Genomic DNA, 17703 nt, shown 5'->3' on the forward strand with positions numbered 1-17703 from the left:
TCCCAATTTTGACGCAATACCCTTCTAGGGTATTGCCATACCAACAAAGCCTGCCTTCGCAGGCTAAAAGTTTGATAGCCTGCGTTCGTCGAAGACGTTCCCGAAGGGTAGGCAGGCTTCGTATTTCTAGCCCCACCCTTATAGGGTGAGGGCGTTTTTGCACATTTGGGATGCTCCCTTACTGTGTCAAAAACTTTAGTTTGTAGATGCGTTGCCTGAATTGTTCGGCTCTTTGCTGGTTCGGGATTTCTGCTACTAAAGTTTCTATAAGTTGTTTTGATGTTATCTGGGGGTAATTATCTAAAGTATCTTTGAGAATTACACTACCAAAAGGCCCTACAAAACTATTCAGTTCTCGCCGACAATTTTCTAAAAATTCCGGATTGCTAATCGCCGGATATGTGTCCAAGAGTTCCTGGGAATTTTGAGAAGTTTGCAGTTTTTCTGGGTTAGGTTCTACAGGAAGGTTGATCCGACTGCTAAATTCTTTTGCTCGTTGAGAATCAGGAATTGCAGCAGTTAGCACTTCAATAAATTCCTTTGGTGCTATCTGTGGATTTTCTTGCAAAGTGTGTTTCATCAAAAAACTAGCAAAAGGCCCGACAAAACTAGCTAATTCTCTTTGACAATATTCCAAGAATTCTGAGTTGAAAGCAACAGGGGTTTGTGTTGGTAATTTGTTAGTTGTTTCAATCTCTTGTTCCAGGCTTGGTTTATGTTGATCTAATACAATCAGTTCCTCTGGCGATTGATGAGAAATTGCTGTTGGTTTTTGTTGTGGATGAGAAATATTATTTTGTGTAGTTGGTGCTGAATTGCTATCATTTATTATATCAGATAATGTAATTGAATTCTTATTCAATGTGACAATAATTTCTCTAGCTGATTGGTAGCGATCGCTTGGCACTTCTGCCACCATTTTGTCTAGGATGTTAGCGAAATAGTCACTGACTTTGGTATGATAACGCCATTGCCAGCAAAAAGTTCTATCCATCAGCATAGATGGTATTTTTCCAGTCAAAAGCACTATTGCACAAACACCAAGTGCGTAGATATCGCTACAAGGATAGCATTTTCCCAAACGCAGTTGTTCTGGTGGCGAATAGCCAATTTTTCCCACTATTGAATTGCCAACTGAGTAATGATAATTGGGAGAATTAGCAGCGAAAATTTGAGTAATTTTTTCCTTAACTACTCCAAAGTCAATTAGCACTGGCTGAGATTGATTTTCAGGAAGCATGATATTTTCTAGGGAAATATCGCGATGAACAATATCGCGATCGTGAATATATTCCAAAACTGGCAATATATTTAATAGCCATGCTTTCACTTCTGCTTCTGAAAATGCCTTTTTTGTGTGAGTGAGACGTTCATGTAAAATTTGCGCAAAATTTTTACCATCAATATATTCCTGGACAATAAATAGCCGTTCATTTTCTGTCAACCAAGCTAAAAATTTGGGAACTTGAGGATGTTGAATTTGGTATAAAACTTTTGCTTCGCGCTCAAATAGTTCTCTAGATTTACGAATTAGGTCTTCTTGGGATGTTGTCGGTACAAATTCTTTGACAACGCAAGGTTCACCAAAACGTTGCGTATCAATTGCTAAATAGGTTCGACCAAATCCTCCCTGACCAAGAAGTTTCTGAATTAAATAACGATTATTGATTAAAGTGCCTAATTTAATTTCTGGTTTCATTGCTATATTCTGATAATTTTATGCATATATTTTTAGATAATTTCGTCATCAATCATACCGTAGTTCAAAAGTTTTAAGTGCCAAAGAACTGTTGGGAGATGTGGGAAATTATCGAATTTGAGATTTCAAATTTTGGGAGCATCCCAATTTTGACGCAATACCCTAGAAGGGTATTGCTATACCAACAAAGCCTGCCTACCCTTATAGGGTGAGGGCGTTTTTGCACATTTGGGATGCTCCCCAAATTTTGGCTTGAGGAAATTTTACGGGAAAATCCTAAATGCAAAATTGAGGTTACTTTAATTTATACCGTCAAACATCAAAAAATTATGCAGAGAACAGGCTGTTAACTGCGTTCATACCAGAAAATTCATTGTGAGGATATAATAATATTTGATTTTTAAAAATCAGTAAAAGTCTATTTTCTTCTTGCCTGTTCCCTCCCTACACAAATAATTTCAGCAATTAAATCGGATTAATATATATTTCAAGTTGAAGTATAGATATTTTAAAAAAGTAAGATTTCGTGTTCAAAGTTTTCTGGAGTCGGTTCTGTTTCCCAAACTAATCCTTCTTGTTCTTCACCCAAAGCAATTTCAATGTAAATACTTTCTACAGCAGTTTTAGCTTGTACTTGGTTACCATCAAAAGGCTGTAAATCTTCTGTCAAAATTCTCAATTTAAATCCGCCGGGAATCATCTCTCCCCTAGTTGCATTTCGCAGTTCAAAGCGCCATACTCGATTTTCAATGTTACTTTTAGGCTGGACGCGCAATTCGTATTGTTGTCCAGCAATGGTTATTTTGCGTACTAAAGTTGGTAATGTAAATGCTGGCGCGGAACTTCTAGCACCAGCATAATTGATTTGTGAATCGATACTAGCCCAACCAAATTTTTGAGCAAAATCTGACACCCCTGTTTGCAACCATTGGGTAATCGACCATTGTTGTTGTTGTCCTTGGCGTTGTTCATACAATCGCTGTCTCCAACCGCCATGTTCTAAAATTGCTCCCCAGGTGGAAAAGGGTACTGCTAAACGTGGTAAAATTAATTCTGGATTTCCTAGTCGTTGCAGTAAGTTTTGGGCTTGAGCGATCGCTAATTCTGGTAACGGTGCAATTTCCTCAGCACGGGTTGCTTCGTCAGGACAGATTTGACTCGCCATCCATAAGATATTCAGGTGAGAAATCAAATCTGCACCATCTAAACAATAAGCGCGATCGCTTGCATCGTAACTACCCATACTTTTCAATAAAACTTGGGTAGTGTATCCCCAAATGCGGATATAACCCTCTTCCACGTTAACTTGTACCGCTAGATAATAATCTGCTGTCCAACTGGGAATATCCACCCACTCTTGGGGAACGCGCAGTTCGCTTAAATCCATTGCTTCCGATGGAATTAAGACTAAGCGTTTACCTTCCCAAGAAATCCCTACGCCGTTGACTACTTCCCAAATGCTGGGTAAAGTAGCAAGATTCGGAAAAACAGCCGCATTGGGAGCATATTCTGTTTGTAGCCACGGTAAAAAGGTATTTAAGCTCAAGCGGTTGAGATATGCTATCCAACAGCGATTATTGCTAGAAAATCCTTGACTTTGCTGCCAAATTTGGTTTTGTTCGGCTTCGGGAATTTCTAACCACAAATGTGTAGGGTTGATTAAGTTGACTGTGCTGGAATCAAACATTTTAATTTATACTACTCCAACTAAGATGAGGAAGGATGATAGTAGGCTTTTAACCATTCCTCTAAAACTGTGCTGATATAGTTAAGTAGCAGCGAGTTTAGAGAAATATGCAGTGATTCCTTGCTCCAGTTGGCAAGTTTGAGTATTAATGAGTCTTTGGCTTTGCTGAGTCTGCGAGAAATTGTATATTGTTTAATTCCCAACTGTTTGGCAATCTGCTGTTGAGTTAAATCTTGGCTGTAATAAAGTTCGATAATCTTTTTTGCTTCCTCATCTAGCTCGTTCAAGGCGGCGATTAACACATTGCTGATGAGAGATTGCTGTGACTTTCGCTCCTGCAATTCTTCTTGAGCAATAATTTCCGTCATTAAGGAATCTTGCTTAAGTTGTGGTAATATATCTTGATACTCTCCTGAATCGTCATCATTTCTGGACGCATTCAAAGAGGCCATACTGGGGTAAAAATAATCTCGTACTGCTTTGGCACTAGCAACCAGCCATTTTTCCATCGTTTGCCCATCGCACTCTGGCCCTGGTGGGGAAAGTTGGGTGTGACGTTCCGAATTGTAAAGCTGGGCGATCGCCATCCATGTCGATTCATCTGGCTTTGACAGCTGACGAGTACCTGTAGGATGCTGTGGCGCATAGATTGCTTGGTAGCATTTCCAAGCTAATACGTAGCGTTGTATTGTTTCTGCACTCAGTCCCACATTTTGTAAAGACTCTACCAGACGCTTTTGAGTTAGTTTGCGTAACAATCGCCAGTTAGTACTAATATCAATTTCATTGCGCGATCGCAACATTTCCTTGATTTCGTTGCTGAAAATCGTACTCGCATAATTATTCAAATTAAACCCCATGTTGGGTTTAAATCCTTTCAAAATCTTATCTACACGAGTTATGACCATTTGAAAACAGTCAGACACTGTGTATTGAGTAGCAGAAAGATTACTAATTATTTTATCAGCAGACCAATAACAGGTTTCTTGTAAATAAGCCGAGAAATGTTCTCTCGCCAAACCTTCCGGCTGATTTTGCCACAGTTTATACCAATAACTTATCCAAAAATTCTCTGAATGTTCTGGCTGTGATAAACTTGCCTGACACTTGAGTAGATTTCGCCTTAGTTTAGCATCAACTGCCCAACCAATCACCCTGTCAGCATCTAATTGTAAAAAAGTTGTAAATAATTCAGTGATACTTTGACGAGTTCGCATAAAAGTTACTACTCATTTTGGCATCAGTCTTCAGTTTTGACACTCCACCGCCCTATAAGGGCGGGGATTCTACATTCAACGACTCGCCGTTAGACAGCAGGCTTGCACCAACCGCCCAAGAGGGCAAATCTCCTGTAGCGTAAGTTCCCTTGTGCCCCACGGTACTGAGTCCTAATCTCAAAATGTTGATTGCTGCATTGATGTCCCTGTCTTCCGTATATCCGCAATGAGGGCATACATGGGTTCGAGTAGACAAGGATTTTTTAACTTTTTCGCCACAGTTAGAACAGTTTTGGCTTGTATTGTGGGGTGGCACGGCAACAGTCACCTTCCCATATTTGTGACCAAAATACTCTAACCAACTGCGGAAAGTGTACCAACCAGCATCAGAAATTGATTTAGCTAGATGTCGATTTTTTACCAGCCCTTTGACATTTAAATCTTCATAGGCTACCAAATCGTGAGATTGGATGACGGAGTATGCCAGTCTCTGACAATACTCTTTTCGTTGCCTACTTACCCTTAAATGTTTCCGGGCATATCTATTTCTAGCTTTGTGGTAATTGTTTGATTGCCGAAGCTTTGCTTTGTTTTTCTGTTGGCTGAACTTTCTGGATTTATTGCGGTTGGCACGGTTCAACTGTTTTTCTGATTTACGGTAGAACTGGGGTGATGGTTCTACATTACCTTTATTGTCGGCAATGAAGTACTTTAATCCCAAATCAAGACCCACTATTTGATTAGTAGGATGTGTCTCAATTTTGATATTTACATCAATCGCAAACTGGGCATAATACCCATCTGCACGACGTACTAAGCGCACGCGCTTAATTTGTTTGAGTCCAACGTAATTAAGGTCGTAAGTTCCCTTTAATTTTAGAGATCCAATCCCTTTTTTGTCGGAGAAAGTTATTGATTTTCTAGTTTCTGAAAGCTTCCATCCAGATGATTTATATTCAACCGAACGGCAGTTTTTCTTAAATTTAGGGAATCCTTTCTTGCCCTTGATTTTCTTTTTACAGTTATCGTAAAACCGAGCTATTGCAAACCAAGAACGTTCAGCCGCAGATTGTCTAGCCATTGAATTTAGTTCATCAGCAAAGGGGAATTCCGCAGCCAATACCGCACAATACTTATTCAATGCGTACTTATCCACCTTTGAATCTTTGTTATCCATCCAGTAGCGCAAGCACTTGTTTTGAATGAATTGGCTAGTACGAATTGCTTCGTCTATCGCTTGATATTGCCTGTCTTTCCCTTTGATTTTGAACTCGTAAACAATCATGGGTATCGACCAATCAACCACATACTTATGCTAGCACAAAAAGCATAAACCGGTACTAAAGGACGGGGTTTTAGACCCAAATTTTCGATAAATTAGAATTTATGGTTTCGCAAAAATAATTTTATGACAAGTTACCCATAAGTATAAATTTGCTCTATCATTGATAAACGTTAATAATTTTAATTTAAATTAAACATTAATAAACCTAAATCTTACTCATAATACCATTAATTTCCCAAATCAGAGTACAAGATATCGATTACTGTGGGATAGTGGGTGAAATTATTGTCAGCGATCGCTATTTTAACTTCAAGAATATTCATATAGCGGAAATCTAGAGCTTGCTAGGCTCAACAAATCTAATTACCCTTAAATTTTCTTACTTAACCTTAACTCAGTTTGTGAACGGGAGATTTTTGGACATCAAACTCCTTAAGTTATCAACATTTCACTTTCTCTGTGCAACAGGCAAACTAGTAATAACAGCGATGGCTGTGGATTTGGTTATGGACAAATTTAGCTTTTTTGGAGTTACCTTATGTTTGGTCATGTTACCTCCCAAGGAGAGAATTGGCGAATGCTAAAGTCATATTTAAAACATTTTTGGTGACAACAATACGCAAGAATAGCGATCGCTCAATAGGCTAGTGCTGCATGGCGTAAATAACCTTGATAATCTAGAGTAGTGCGAGCATCTTGCTCGCTGACAAACGCGAGCAAGATGCTCGCACTACAATGGTATGCTCATTTCCGCCGACCTGTACTAGTGCATAAACTTTGCACCTTCATCGTTATAAAGCATTAGCAGCCAAAATACAAGTAAAATGACTTGGTTGCAGCAATTTAGCCAAAAAAGCAACGGTACTTGAGGATCTGATAATATTTTAGAGAATTGGGAGTAAAAAATTTCATTTTCGCAGTAGTTGAGCGAAGCCGAAGCTGACTTAGCGCATAGGCGAAATGTCAATATCCTGGATGGTGAGATATGATGCTGAGACTGTTAGGCAGCAAAAATACAAGATTTTGCGATCGCACTATCGCCACTTGGATTTTAATACATGAATAGCAAATTTTTGCTATAAAAAGTAAAAGATAAAGTAATTTTTTACAGTAACTCCTTTTGAGAGTTTTTGAGTTGATTATAACTCAAAGAAGCTAATTAAAAACAATAATTTTAGGATAAAACTAGTAAAAATGTCTCCAATAGCAGTTGGTTCTAGTTATTCAAATAATACATTAAAAACGGGAGAAGCCAAGCTCTGGATTTTATTAGTTGGTGTTAACGAATACCAGGATTCTGGCTTACCTTCTTTGCGTTACCCTGCTGTGGATTGCCAAGGGTTAAAAGAAGCACTAGTAAAAGCCACAAAGGGATTTCCCAATAAAGAAGTAATAATTCATCATGATTTTGCGGCACAATCACCGACCTTGGAAACAATTCGTAGTAGCCTGCAAAGAATTGTCTCGCAAACTCAATCCCAGGACTCGATCCTGTTATATTTTTCTGGACATGGAATGTTAGATCCTCATACTCAGCAAGCTGTACTTTGTTTAGCAGATACCCGCAAAGATGACTTGCTGTCTACAGGGTTGGGTTTGCAAGAATTATTACAGATGTTAGAGGTGACAGCAGCAAATCAGCAAATAGTTTGTTTAGACACCTGTCATAGTGGAGACTTCAAGTTATTAGGAGGAAACGCCGGTAGTGCTAGAGACGGAAATATCCCCGAGAATTTATTTAATTCTGCACCAACCTTGATGAAGGTGTTACAACAACGAGCCTCAAAAAGTAAAGGATTTTGCGCCTTATTATCTTGCGATCAAGGACAAAAATCTTGGGAATTTCCCGAACTAGGACATGGTTTATTTACTTACTACTTAATGCAGGGGTTATTAGGTGAAGCTGCTGACTCCCAGGGTATCATCGAAGCCGACGGTCTTTACAAATATGTTTATCGTCAGACGCTGCAATATATTGATAAATTAAATCATCAACTGCGTCTGATTAATCAGCAAAAGCTCGAGCGCGGCGACAGTAAACTTCATCCTGAATATCCTTTGCAAACACCCAAACGAATTGTGGAAGGTGTGGGAGAATTAATTTTAGGATTCAAACCTGATGCAGTTGAATCTCACAAACAGCGACGAGCGCTAGTCATCGATGGATTTGCAAACAAGAAAACTACAACAGACTTGAGTCGTCTATTTGCTGGATCTGGTAACTTTGAGGTAGAGTTGTTTCCTCAACAAGGTCAATCTTGGTCAGAAATTAGACAAACAATCCAAGAATTTTTACATAAGCGCGATCAATCTACAACTCAATCTGTTTCCCATCTAGGAACAATCAAAAATACACCAACCTCCTTATTATACTTACGGGGACACATCGAGGAAATCGAAGACGGGGAAGCATGGTTAGTTTTAGGCGATGGAATGCGTCTGAGTCGCTCTTGGCTAAGACACGAGTTACGACGTGCTACAAAGTCTCAACAAATAATTATTCTGGATTGTCCTGAAGCGACTACCCTGAACAATTGGATAGAAGATTTGCATAGCGGTACAGAACAAGGACAATGTATAATTGCTGGTGCTTCTACAGCCCAGGAGCCAGAACTATTTGAGCAAACCCTTCTGGAAACACTGAGCGCCGCTAACCCGCAAGCTGGGTTACCAATTGCTAAATGGATTACTCAATTACAAACCGCATTACCAGCAAAAGGTGTCAAAGTTGATGTCTGTTTATCAGCTACACAAGCAGTAATTGATATTTTACCGGGTAATATTAATATAGTTTTTCAAGATTTACAACTAAACGAATTAGCATTAAACGCAGAAAAACAACAACAGGAGCAGAAAAATTTACTTTCTCAAGACGTTAACAATTTACCAACAGTAGAATTTCCTTATCTACCTTCATCCCAGTCATTGATAGAACAGCCTGTCTCTGTTACTGCGCCTATTACTGCTGATTATGTAACGGAAGCACCACCGCAATTAAATTTCCAGCTAGACTCACAACAGTATTCTCAAATCGAATATTTGCTGAAGCTATCAGTAGGATCGATTGCGCCTGCAATTTTAAAAAAGACTTTAAAAAAAGCTACTAACTCTCAAGAGTTAGTAGGAAAATTAACCACGCACTTGTTACCTGAAAAGCAACAAAGTTTTCAGCAACAAGCAATAGCTATTTTAGAAAAATCGACTGTTGAATCTCAAAGTAAGTCAGATAATTCCTCAAGAATTTCTCCCGAATTTATCAGTAAATGCGAGCGCGAGTTAGCTTATGCAGTAGGGCCAATTGCTAGGTTTGTAATTCAAGATATTTTGAAAACTTCCCCGCAAATTTCTTTACTAGAATTTGTCAAGAAATTATCAGCAGGAATTCGCGATCCACAAAAGGCTTTAGAGTTTGAACATCGAATTCTGGGTAACTGAAAATAATACCAATTCAAAATTCAAAATTCAAAATTCAAAATTCAAAATTAAGAATCCAGACAGAACAAGGCGTTGAGGTTGTGTATCTGTCGCATTCTTTTTTCAAATTGGTATGAGTTAGTCAGGAGGATATTCTGGCTAGGCGATCGCTTGCATTAAATTTTATTTAATATTGGTATTATTGTTTAACATATCCAGAGCAATTTCTAAACTATACTTCATCCGGTTAAAAGCTTCTGCTAACATTCCGATTTCATCTTTATCTTGTTTACCAAAACTCGCTTCCATATCGCCAATGCTCACTTTTTCTGCTACATTCGCGATACTTTTGATTCGCTGTATTACTGTCTTTTTAATTAAAAAATTAATAATTATAACGATGATTGTAAAAACAATCACTAACATTCCTAATATTAAGTAAGAAGACCGTTGTGCAGTTTTAAAAATTTCCTCAGCCGGAACATAGACCATTTGAGCAGCAACAATTTCATGTAGCTTCCACCCAAAACCATTTTCTCTTCCATAGGCTGTTATTTGACTTTTAGGAGCCGCTTCCGGCGTGCTATGACAACGTAAACAACTTTCTTGATTGACTATAAAAGGTCGAGCAGTATAAAATATTTTCTCTCCAGATGTATTAATAAACCCAGATAACTCTTGGTCTTTTTTGTCTGGCTGCTGACGAAATTTTTTAAGAATATCGGCTTCAAAATCATCCGCTTTATCTCGGAAATTGGTTGGATTTAGCGCTGCATCTTTATAGCTAAAAGCTAGAAATTTAGGATTGTTTTTGCGGTAAATTTCTACCATTTCTCTCACAGAAAATGTTGGTATAGATTCTGGGATAAACACTTCTTGAGTTTCAACTTGCGGTAACAATAAAGGTTGTACGCGATCGTTGGTATATTGTCGCAGCGAGTTGGCAATTTGCATAATTACTACTGCTTTCGAGGACACCTCTTTTTCTGCGTTGTGTTCCAGGACTTGTGATAAAGCAGTACCGCTAATTAAAATGCCACCGATCAACACTACGATCAAAATTAAATTAACTTTTGTTCCTATCTTCATGGGTGTACTTACTGTTTAATCGTCTATACTATACAGCCAAACATGACAATACATTAAAATATATTAGATTATATTAAAAATATATTTTTTATTTTGCTTAAATGTCCGCTAATGCGTTTTTATTGTTACTGTGGTAATCTGATTTTAGCCTCTATTTGGGTATTTTACATTAAATTTGGCTGTTATCAGCGTATTATTTTTAACATTTAATCATCAAATTAACCGATGTATTAAGCAGGGTTTTTCTGCCTCGATATGTATATTGGTTGTCAACCATCTGCATTTTCGATTCTGGTAGTTGCTCTTTCATCTCAAGTTTTCTCAGTAAATTCTATGATTAAAATTAACTATTTATACTTCAATCATGTCATGTTCCCTCTTCTGAGATTATCTGCTCCTCCCTTTGTGCAGCACCTATTAAGAATTGCTTTAGGTATTATTATCCAGGCTAAAAGAGTAAGATGATTGTTAGACAGTCAAAAGCTATCCTTATACAAAATAATAGAATCTATTGATGAAAATTAAGAGTTCTCGGCGTTTATTTATTTTGCAGATGCTCTTTTTATTTGCTGCTTGTGAAAAACAAGATAGCTCAATTAAATTTACAGAGTTAGTTATTGGTGTAATTAGCTATGGTAAAGAAAAACAAAAGCTAGAACAATTTAGTCGATTCCGTGAATATTTAGGTAAAAAAATCAGAGCTAGGATTCAATTAGAGCCAACTTTCAATGAAAATATGGCGATAGAACGTATCAAAAATCATACTTGGTCATTAGTTTTTGCATCTCCTGGTTTGGTAGCAATTGCTAAAGCGAAATATCAATATTTGCCTATTTTTCCGTTGATGGTAGAGGTAAATCTCCGCTCTATTTTCGTGGTTCGCAAAGACAGTCCTTTGCAAGACTTGAAAGATTTGCAAAATCAAACAGTGGCTTTAGGTCTCCCTGGTTCTGCTACTGGATATTATTTTCCACTATACAATCTTTATGGTTTAACATTAGCAGAAATTTTATTTGCTCCTACACCAAAAACAGTACTTGAATGGGTGGCGCAAAACAAAGCTGCTGCTGGTGCTATTTCACTGGAAGAATTTAATGTGCATCGCCTAGAGCTAAGTAATGTAGAGTTTCGCATATTATTCTCAGATTCTCAAATTGTCCCCCCAGGCGCTGTTTTGCTGAGTCCGCAACTCGACAAAAATCATCAAGATTTGATTCGTAATTATCTTCAAGAAGCGCCTCCTACTTTAATTCAAGAAGTTGGATATGTACCGAATGTGGAAGTATCCAATTATGAATATATGATTTCTGTGGTCAACCGGGTCACATCTATTGCTACTAACCTGCGTACTAAACCTGTACGCATATTTTGATTAAGTAAGTCGGCGTGATTAAATATAACTGGTGAGGGTCGTCATTTGTCATTTGTCATTTGTCATTTGTCATTTTTCATTGGTAAGGGTTTTAATGGTGTTTACGTTTCTTAACTTAGTTCAGTTTTTTTATACTGACTGACTTAGGTGACTCTGGGAGTAATTTACGCTATTTGAAATATTAATTGAACTGCTTCTCGCCGTCCGAAACTCAAGCTTAGTTCGGGTTTTAACTTATACCAAGTTCCGGGAATTAAAGGATACTTATTGATAAAAGTTCCATTAGTACTACCCATATCTTGGATATAATATTCTTGACCATCAAAGCGAATCTGGGCGTGAATTCTGGAGACAACTTCCGAATTTGGTAAATCTGCAAGGTTGATATCGGGATAAATGCGATCGCTCACCTTACCAATAGTAATTACCTCAAAATTTTCAGGAAAGAGAATTGTCTGATGAGTTTGGGGATGGAATAACTGTCCTATGGGTTGTTGGACGATTGTGGGAGATGTCAGAGGTTCAGAAACGAATGATGGAGGCTCATTACTAGGTGGTAGTGGTAAATGTATGGTTTTAGCCGTAAAGCTGAATACTTTAGTAGTTAGTAGAAAATTAAAGATAGTAAATGAAATCAAGGCAAAAACGGCGCTAGTATAAAATACTGCTTTTATTCCCCCAAAAACTACGGCTATACTTCCCAGCACTGGGCCTAATGTTTGCCCCCAAGATAAAATTGTCATATTGATTGCCATAAATCCCGCACGAGATTCTTGTGCAGCTAATCCAGCTAACAGTGCTTGAGAACATGGAAGGGCGACACCTTGAGCCACACCTAGTAAAAACATGGGGATAAATAGCAACCAAAAGTTAGAAACTAAAGGCAGAATGAAAAGAGCGATCGCAAATAACAAAAAAGAAAGTTTGATTAGCTTAATTTCTGAAAGATGTCGCAACAATCGCCCTAATTGAGAAGCGGTAATGGCGAGAGAAATTGACATACTAGTCAGGATGAAGCCATTGACGGTATCCGATGTCTGGAACTTTTCTACTGCTAAGAAGGGAATAAAAGTTAAACATAAAGTTTGCAATAAAAATAAAGCCATCACCGCAAATAATAATCCAATTACTGGACGTTGATTAATATTGCTCCAAGTGTTTTGGACATAAGCATTAAAATCAAATTTTTGCGTATGTTGTTGTTTTGGTACTTTCAACATTATGAGAGCAATTACTGCTAGCGGTGCAGCCAGCACTGAAGCAAAAAATGTATATCTCCAGTTAAATTCTCCTAATTTTCCCCCAATTAAAGGTAGCAGTGCGCCACTAATACCAATCAAGCTGGCATTAAATGCCATCGCCATTCCTAAACTTCTACCACGATAAAGGTCAGCAATAATCGTAACTTGTAGCGGTTCTAAGCTAGCTGCACCAACACCTTGTAATAATCGCCATCCTAAATGAGTAGTAAAATTAGATGTTAAGCCACTGAACAGACCACTAAAAGCAAATAATAGCAGTGAAGGAATTAAAATTGCTTTTCTACCTAAACTATCAGCTAATATTCCAAATATCGGCGTGATAATGGCACTAGGTAATTGATAAAGTGCTGCTGTCCATGAAATTTGCGCCTCAGAAACTTGGAAAAAATGCTGTATAGTTGGCAGTACGGGGTTAAAAAGTGTTCCCCCAACTATTCCCATGACTGTCACTAAATTGACGATGTAAAAATTTTTATCTTGGAAAATATTTGTGGGATTTTTGGGTTTGAGATTTGTCATCGAAGTCTGCATGAATTTGGATTTTGTTGTTGACGGTTGATTGTTGACAAGCGGGTTGATAATATCAACCCGCTTTTAAGCTGTTCCATATTTAACTTGCATATATTGGGCGGGCGAGACGCCCACCCCACAAGAAATATACAATTTCAGATTATGCAAACTAGATGTGGTTTAGCTTAGTAAAAAATTTAGCTTAAGCTAAAGCAGCGCCTAATTGTCTTCCGGTTTGGGGGCCGACTACTCCATCTACTGTTAAATTGTGGTCTTGTTGAAATTTTTTGACGGCATTTTCAGTAACTTCATCAAATAAACCGTTGACGGGAATTTGATATCCTAAGCGAGATAAATCACCTTGTAAGCGTTCAACATTTTGACCAGAGATTCCGCGTTGTAAAATAGGCATTTGAGACATTTTGATTTCTCCTTGTGAGTTATATTTGTTAATAGCGGTAGTAGTTTGAGAATTATGCAATCTATTAAGAGTAAAAACTGAAAATCAAGTGAGAGATTTTTCAGTTTTCATGACAAGCGGGTTGATATTATCAACCCGCTTTTAGGGGAAAATTTAGGTTAAGCTAAAGTAGCGCCTAACTGTCTTCCGGTTTGGGGGCCGACTACTCCATCTACTGTTAAATTGTGGTCTTGTTGAAATTTTTTGACTGCATTTTCAGTGACTTCATCAAATAAACCGTTGACGGGAATTTGATATCCTAATCTAGATAAATCACCTTGTAAGCGTTCAACATTTTGTCCAGAGATTCCGCGTTGTAAAATAGGCATTTGAGACATTTTGATTTCTCCTGGTGAGTTATATCTGTTAATAGCGGTAGCAGTTTGAGAATTATGCAGGGGATGAAGTGGAAATTTGCACAAGCAGAGAAATTACAGCAGATTTAATTTGAGTGAGGTAGACTCGTAGCGGGCAAGATGCCCGCACCACAAGAGCTATATGATTAATTTGTGTACCTTATATACCTGCACTCTGCTGTAATTTGTTGATGGTTGGTAGATCCCACTCCACATATAGGTTTGTTAAACCCCGGAATACCATTGTGGGGATATAGTTAAATTCTTGATTGGGTTGGAGTCGCAGATTTAGCAGCCTTTGAGACAGGGTTTCTAAAGCGATTCGCCCTTCTCGCAGCGCTAAGTTGGAACCGATACAGCGATGGACTCCGTAGCCAAACGCTAGATGGTTGGGTGTGGTGTGCTGGAATCGTTCAATTTCCAAGCGATCGCTTTCACTGTATTTGGCTGGATCGCGGTTAGCCGCAGCATACATCAAAAATATCCGCGTGCCTTTTGCTAGCTGCATTCCGGCTATTTCTACCTCTTGGGTAGTGGTGCGACTCATGGCGGGTACAGGCGCTTCATACCTGAGTATTTCTTCTAAAGCAACTGGTATCATTGAGGGGCGATCGCCTAAAACTTGCCATAATTGAGGACGTTCTAACAAGTGTTTTAAGGCATTGCCAATTAAATGGGAAGTTGTTTTATGTCCCGCTTGGATCAATCCCGTTAAAATTCTCACCAACTCTGGCATGGTTAAGTTAGAGGTGATGACATGACTAATCAAATCATCCCCTGGTGTTTTGCGTCGTTCCTCAATTAGTCCCGCCACAAAATACTGCATCGATACCATACTACGCGCACATTCTACCTGTTCATCTGGTGTCAGTGGCGATGAAATTAAGGCGTTCATGTCGTAGCACCACTTCTTAATCTCTGCCATCCTGTCTAAAGGAATACCGTACATGGTGAGGATGGCTTCTAAAGCTAGCGGGTAAGCAAATTGGGCGATGATGTCTGTGTTGCCATTATGGATAAAATCGTCTATTAATCGATTAGCGATCGCGCGAATGGAATCTTCCATTGCTTCCAACCTTTCGGGAGCAAACACTTTCATAAAAGGCGCACGCAAGCGTTTGTGTTCTTCGCCATCGCTATCCACTAAATCTCGCACTAAGGGGAAGCCTTGACGCAGCACTTCAAATACCTGGGGCGTAAATTCAACAATTGGACTCAGGGTATCCGCAGAAGAAAACCGATTTGGGTCTTTTAAAACGGCTATGATGTCATCATAACGAGTTAAAACATAGCCGTTTAATAAAGGGCTGAAAAATATCGGTTCCTCTTGTTGCGCACGTTGATAAAAAGCATAGGGATTGTCTAATTGTGGTTTAACAAAAGGTTGAAATTCTGCGCCCAAATGGGGACATTTTTTTGATTGTGTAGGATACTGTGCAGTCATACTTTTAATTAATTCGTAATTCGTAATTTGTAATTCGTAATTATTGGTGCAATACCACACCAAATTATTAAATTGCGTGCTTTTAGGGATTTCCAAAAAATAAATTACTACTACTTGTGGGGTGGGCGTCTCGCCCGCCCTTGGACATGGGCGGACAAGATGTCCACCCCACAAGAAAAATTGTATGTTTTTTTAGTTGGAAGTTCCTTATTTGAAGCCTTTACCAATGACAAATGACCAATGACAAATGACATTAACTTTGACAATCAATGGTGAAGGGGTTACCTTCTGGATCGGCACCTTCAGCAATTTGTAAACCTGGGGAAGGTGAACGAATTGGACTTAATTTGACACCGCGATCGCTTAGTTCTTTGTAAGCAATTTGAATATCGTTAACGTGAAATGCTAACTTGGGTCTATCTTTACCATGTTGGGCTGCTAAATTGCCGTGTAGTACCAAAGTACATTCGCCTGTGGCAAACTCTACCCATTGTTTATCACTGCGTCCAGGTATCGAGAGGGAGGATTTAACCTCAAGCCCTAAGCGATCGCGGTAAAATTGCACCTGTGTGTCTATATCTTTGACATAGAGGATGGTTTTGGTTAATCCTTTGATCAAACTCATCTCACACCCCCACAGATTTTGTAAAGGTCACAGGTAAATGGTTCGGCCCGTGAAAAATAATATTATTTGCCCAATCGATGTTTTCACTGGCGAGGCGGAGTTCCGGTAAACGGTTGAGCAAGACATTAATGGCAATTTGACCTTCGGCGCGGGCTAGGGTAGAACCAAGACAATAGTGAATCCCACCGCCAAAACCGCAATGCTTGATGTCTTCACGTTGGATATCAAAAACTTCGGGATTCTTGAACTGGGCGGGATCGCGGTTAGCAGAACCAAGCATTATACCAAGGCTGTCGCCCCGTTTAATTAATTGACCGCCGATTTCAATGTCTGCGTATGCCCAACGGGTAATCATTTGAATGGGGGTATCGTAGCGGATGATCTCTTCAATGGCGTTGGGTGCTAATTCGGGATGCGATCGCAATAATTTATAAGCTTGTGGGTTTTGCAGTAAAGCTATGACACCCTTGGCGATTAGGTTAACTGTGGTTTCATGTCCTGCGGTTAGCAGATGGGTACAAGTAGCAACAATTTCTTCATCTGTGAGTTTATCGCTTTCATCAGCAGCTTTGACTAAGTTAGAAATCAAATCTTCCTGGGGATTGGCGCGTCTGTCTGCAATGATGGGCTTGAAGTAGTCAATAAATTCTTGGCTGGCTTTTTCTGCTTTTTCGTAAACTTCTGGGGGTGGTTTCAAACGTGAGGCGCTAGCATTTTGTAAGGCGAGTGCCCATTGACGGAATAGCGGGTGATCGTGGGGATTAGCACCCAACATTGTCGCAATCACCATAATTGGCAGGGGAAAGGCGTATTCTTCCACCAAATCCATCTCACCACGGGCGTGAACTTTATCTAGCAGACTGTCTGCAATTTCATAGACTACTGGACGCAGATTTTCCACTACCTTGGGGGTGAATGCTTTGGCTACCAAGGATTTGAGCCTTGTGTGATCGGGTGGTTCCCGGAAAACTATCCACTTGCTCACCATTGTTAAGAAGGTCTGATAAGCTGTTGGCACCGGGGTAGTTTCTACGTCCTCACGTTTAATGAATTCCCGCCCAAATCTGCGGTCTTCCATAACTTTCATCACATCTTCGTAACGGAAGACGTACCAAGCACCAGATAAGTTAGGGTTTGAGGAAACTCCCCAATGCACTGGGTCTTGCTCTCTGTAAAGACGGTAATATGTATAGGGGTCTGAGGTGACTTTAGGCAGAAATGGATTTAATCTCTCTATGGTTGCAATAGTCATTTTTTGAATTTCCAAATAAATTTGTGGTAGT

The 17703-nt window shown here is 39.1% G+C and carries 13 protein-coding genes; 2 read left to right on the top strand and 11 right to left on the bottom strand.

Going from position 1 to position 17703, the window contains the following annotated elements:
• Positions 1 to 178: 178 nt before the first annotated feature.
• The 4 genes from AACW45_RS30750 to AACW45_RS30765 form a co-directional block, all read right to left on the bottom strand.
• Complete coding sequence (locus tag AACW45_RS30750) at positions 179 to 1699, bottom strand: serine/threonine-protein kinase (protein ID WP_190629700.1); 1521 nt, start codon at positions 1697 to 1699, stop codon at positions 179 to 181.
• Between the two features lie 508 nt (positions 1700 to 2207).
• Positions 2208 to 3386 carry a DUF1822 family protein gene (locus AACW45_RS30755; RefSeq protein ID WP_190629702.1) on the bottom strand — a complete coding sequence of 393 codons (1179 nt, stop codon included), beginning with the start codon at positions 3384 to 3386 and terminating at the stop codon, positions 2208 to 2210.
• Between the two features lie 20 nt (positions 3387 to 3406).
• Complete coding sequence (locus tag AACW45_RS30760) at positions 3407 to 4603, bottom strand: sigma-70 family RNA polymerase sigma factor (protein WP_190629704.1); 1197 nt, start codon at positions 4601 to 4603, stop codon at positions 3407 to 3409.
• 52 nt (positions 4604 to 4655) lie between these two features.
• The gene (locus tag AACW45_RS30765) at positions 4656 to 5888 is read right to left on the bottom strand and encodes an RNA-guided endonuclease InsQ/TnpB family protein (RefSeq protein WP_190629705.1); all 1233 of its coding nucleotides are present in this window, start codon (positions 5886 to 5888) and stop codon (positions 4656 to 4658) included.
• A 1194-nt stretch (positions 5889 to 7082) separates the two neighbouring features.
• On the opposite strand from AACW45_RS30765, the gene AACW45_RS30770 reads away from it, so the two are divergent.
• Positions 7083 to 9323 (top strand): caspase family protein, encoded by a 2241-nt coding sequence (locus tag AACW45_RS30770; protein ID WP_190629708.1) that lies wholly within the window; start codon positions 7083 to 7085, stop codon positions 9321 to 9323.
• Positions 9324 to 9485: 162 nt separating this feature from the next.
• On the opposite strand, the gene AACW45_RS30775 is transcribed toward AACW45_RS30770, so the two are convergent.
• Positions 9486 to 10391 (bottom strand): c-type heme family protein, encoded by a 906-nt coding sequence (locus tag AACW45_RS30775; RefSeq protein WP_190629710.1) that lies wholly within the window; start codon positions 10389 to 10391, stop codon positions 9486 to 9488.
• A 514-nt stretch (positions 10392 to 10905) separates the two neighbouring features.
• On the opposite strand from AACW45_RS30775, the gene AACW45_RS30780 reads away from it, so the two are divergent.
• Positions 10906 to 11763 (top strand): phosphate/phosphite/phosphonate ABC transporter substrate-binding protein, encoded by an 858-nt coding sequence (locus tag AACW45_RS30780; RefSeq protein ID WP_190629712.1) that lies wholly within the window; start codon positions 10906 to 10908, stop codon positions 11761 to 11763.
• Between the two features lie 164 nt (positions 11764 to 11927).
• Here AACW45_RS30780 and AACW45_RS30785 read toward each other — a convergent pair whose 3' ends face one another.
• The 6 genes from AACW45_RS30785 to AACW45_RS30810 all read right to left on the bottom strand — a co-directional run bounded on the left by AACW45_RS30785 (position 11928) and on the right by AACW45_RS30810 (position 17672).
• Entirely contained in the window at positions 11928 to 13544 is a 1617-nt protein-coding gene (locus AACW45_RS30785; protein WP_339385108.1) for an MFS transporter, read from the bottom strand.
• Between the two features lie 193 nt (positions 13545 to 13737).
• A complete protein-coding gene (locus AACW45_RS30790; RefSeq protein ID WP_190629716.1) occupies positions 13738 to 13956 on the bottom strand; it encodes a peptidoglycan-binding domain-containing protein in 219 nt (72 codons plus the stop codon).
• A 158-nt stretch (positions 13957 to 14114) separates the two neighbouring features.
• On the bottom strand, positions 14115 to 14333 hold the full coding sequence (locus AACW45_RS30795) for a peptidoglycan-binding domain-containing protein (protein WP_190549258.1): 219 nt from the start codon (positions 14331 to 14333) through the stop codon (positions 14115 to 14117).
• A 178-nt stretch (positions 14334 to 14511) separates the two neighbouring features.
• The gene (locus tag AACW45_RS30800; protein WP_190629718.1) at positions 14512 to 15795 is read right to left on the bottom strand and encodes a cytochrome P450; all 1284 of its coding nucleotides are present in this window, start codon (positions 15793 to 15795) and stop codon (positions 14512 to 14514) included.
• A 253-nt stretch (positions 15796 to 16048) separates the two neighbouring features.
• A complete protein-coding gene (locus AACW45_RS30805) occupies positions 16049 to 16420 on the bottom strand; it encodes a VOC family protein (protein WP_190629720.1) in 372 nt (123 codons plus the stop codon).
• Between the two features lies 1 nt (position 16421).
• Positions 16422 to 17672, bottom strand: coding sequence for a cytochrome P450 (locus AACW45_RS30810; RefSeq protein WP_190629722.1), 1251 nt, complete (start codon positions 17670 to 17672; stop codon positions 16422 to 16424).
• Between the last annotated feature and the right edge of the window lie 31 nt (positions 17673 to 17703).

The sequence above is a fragment of the Calothrix sp. FACHB-168 genome, from assembly GCF_963889195.1.
GTDB classification, from domain to species: domain Bacteria; phylum Cyanobacteriota; class Cyanobacteriia; order Cyanobacteriales; family Nostocaceae; genus Aulosira; species Aulosira anomala_A.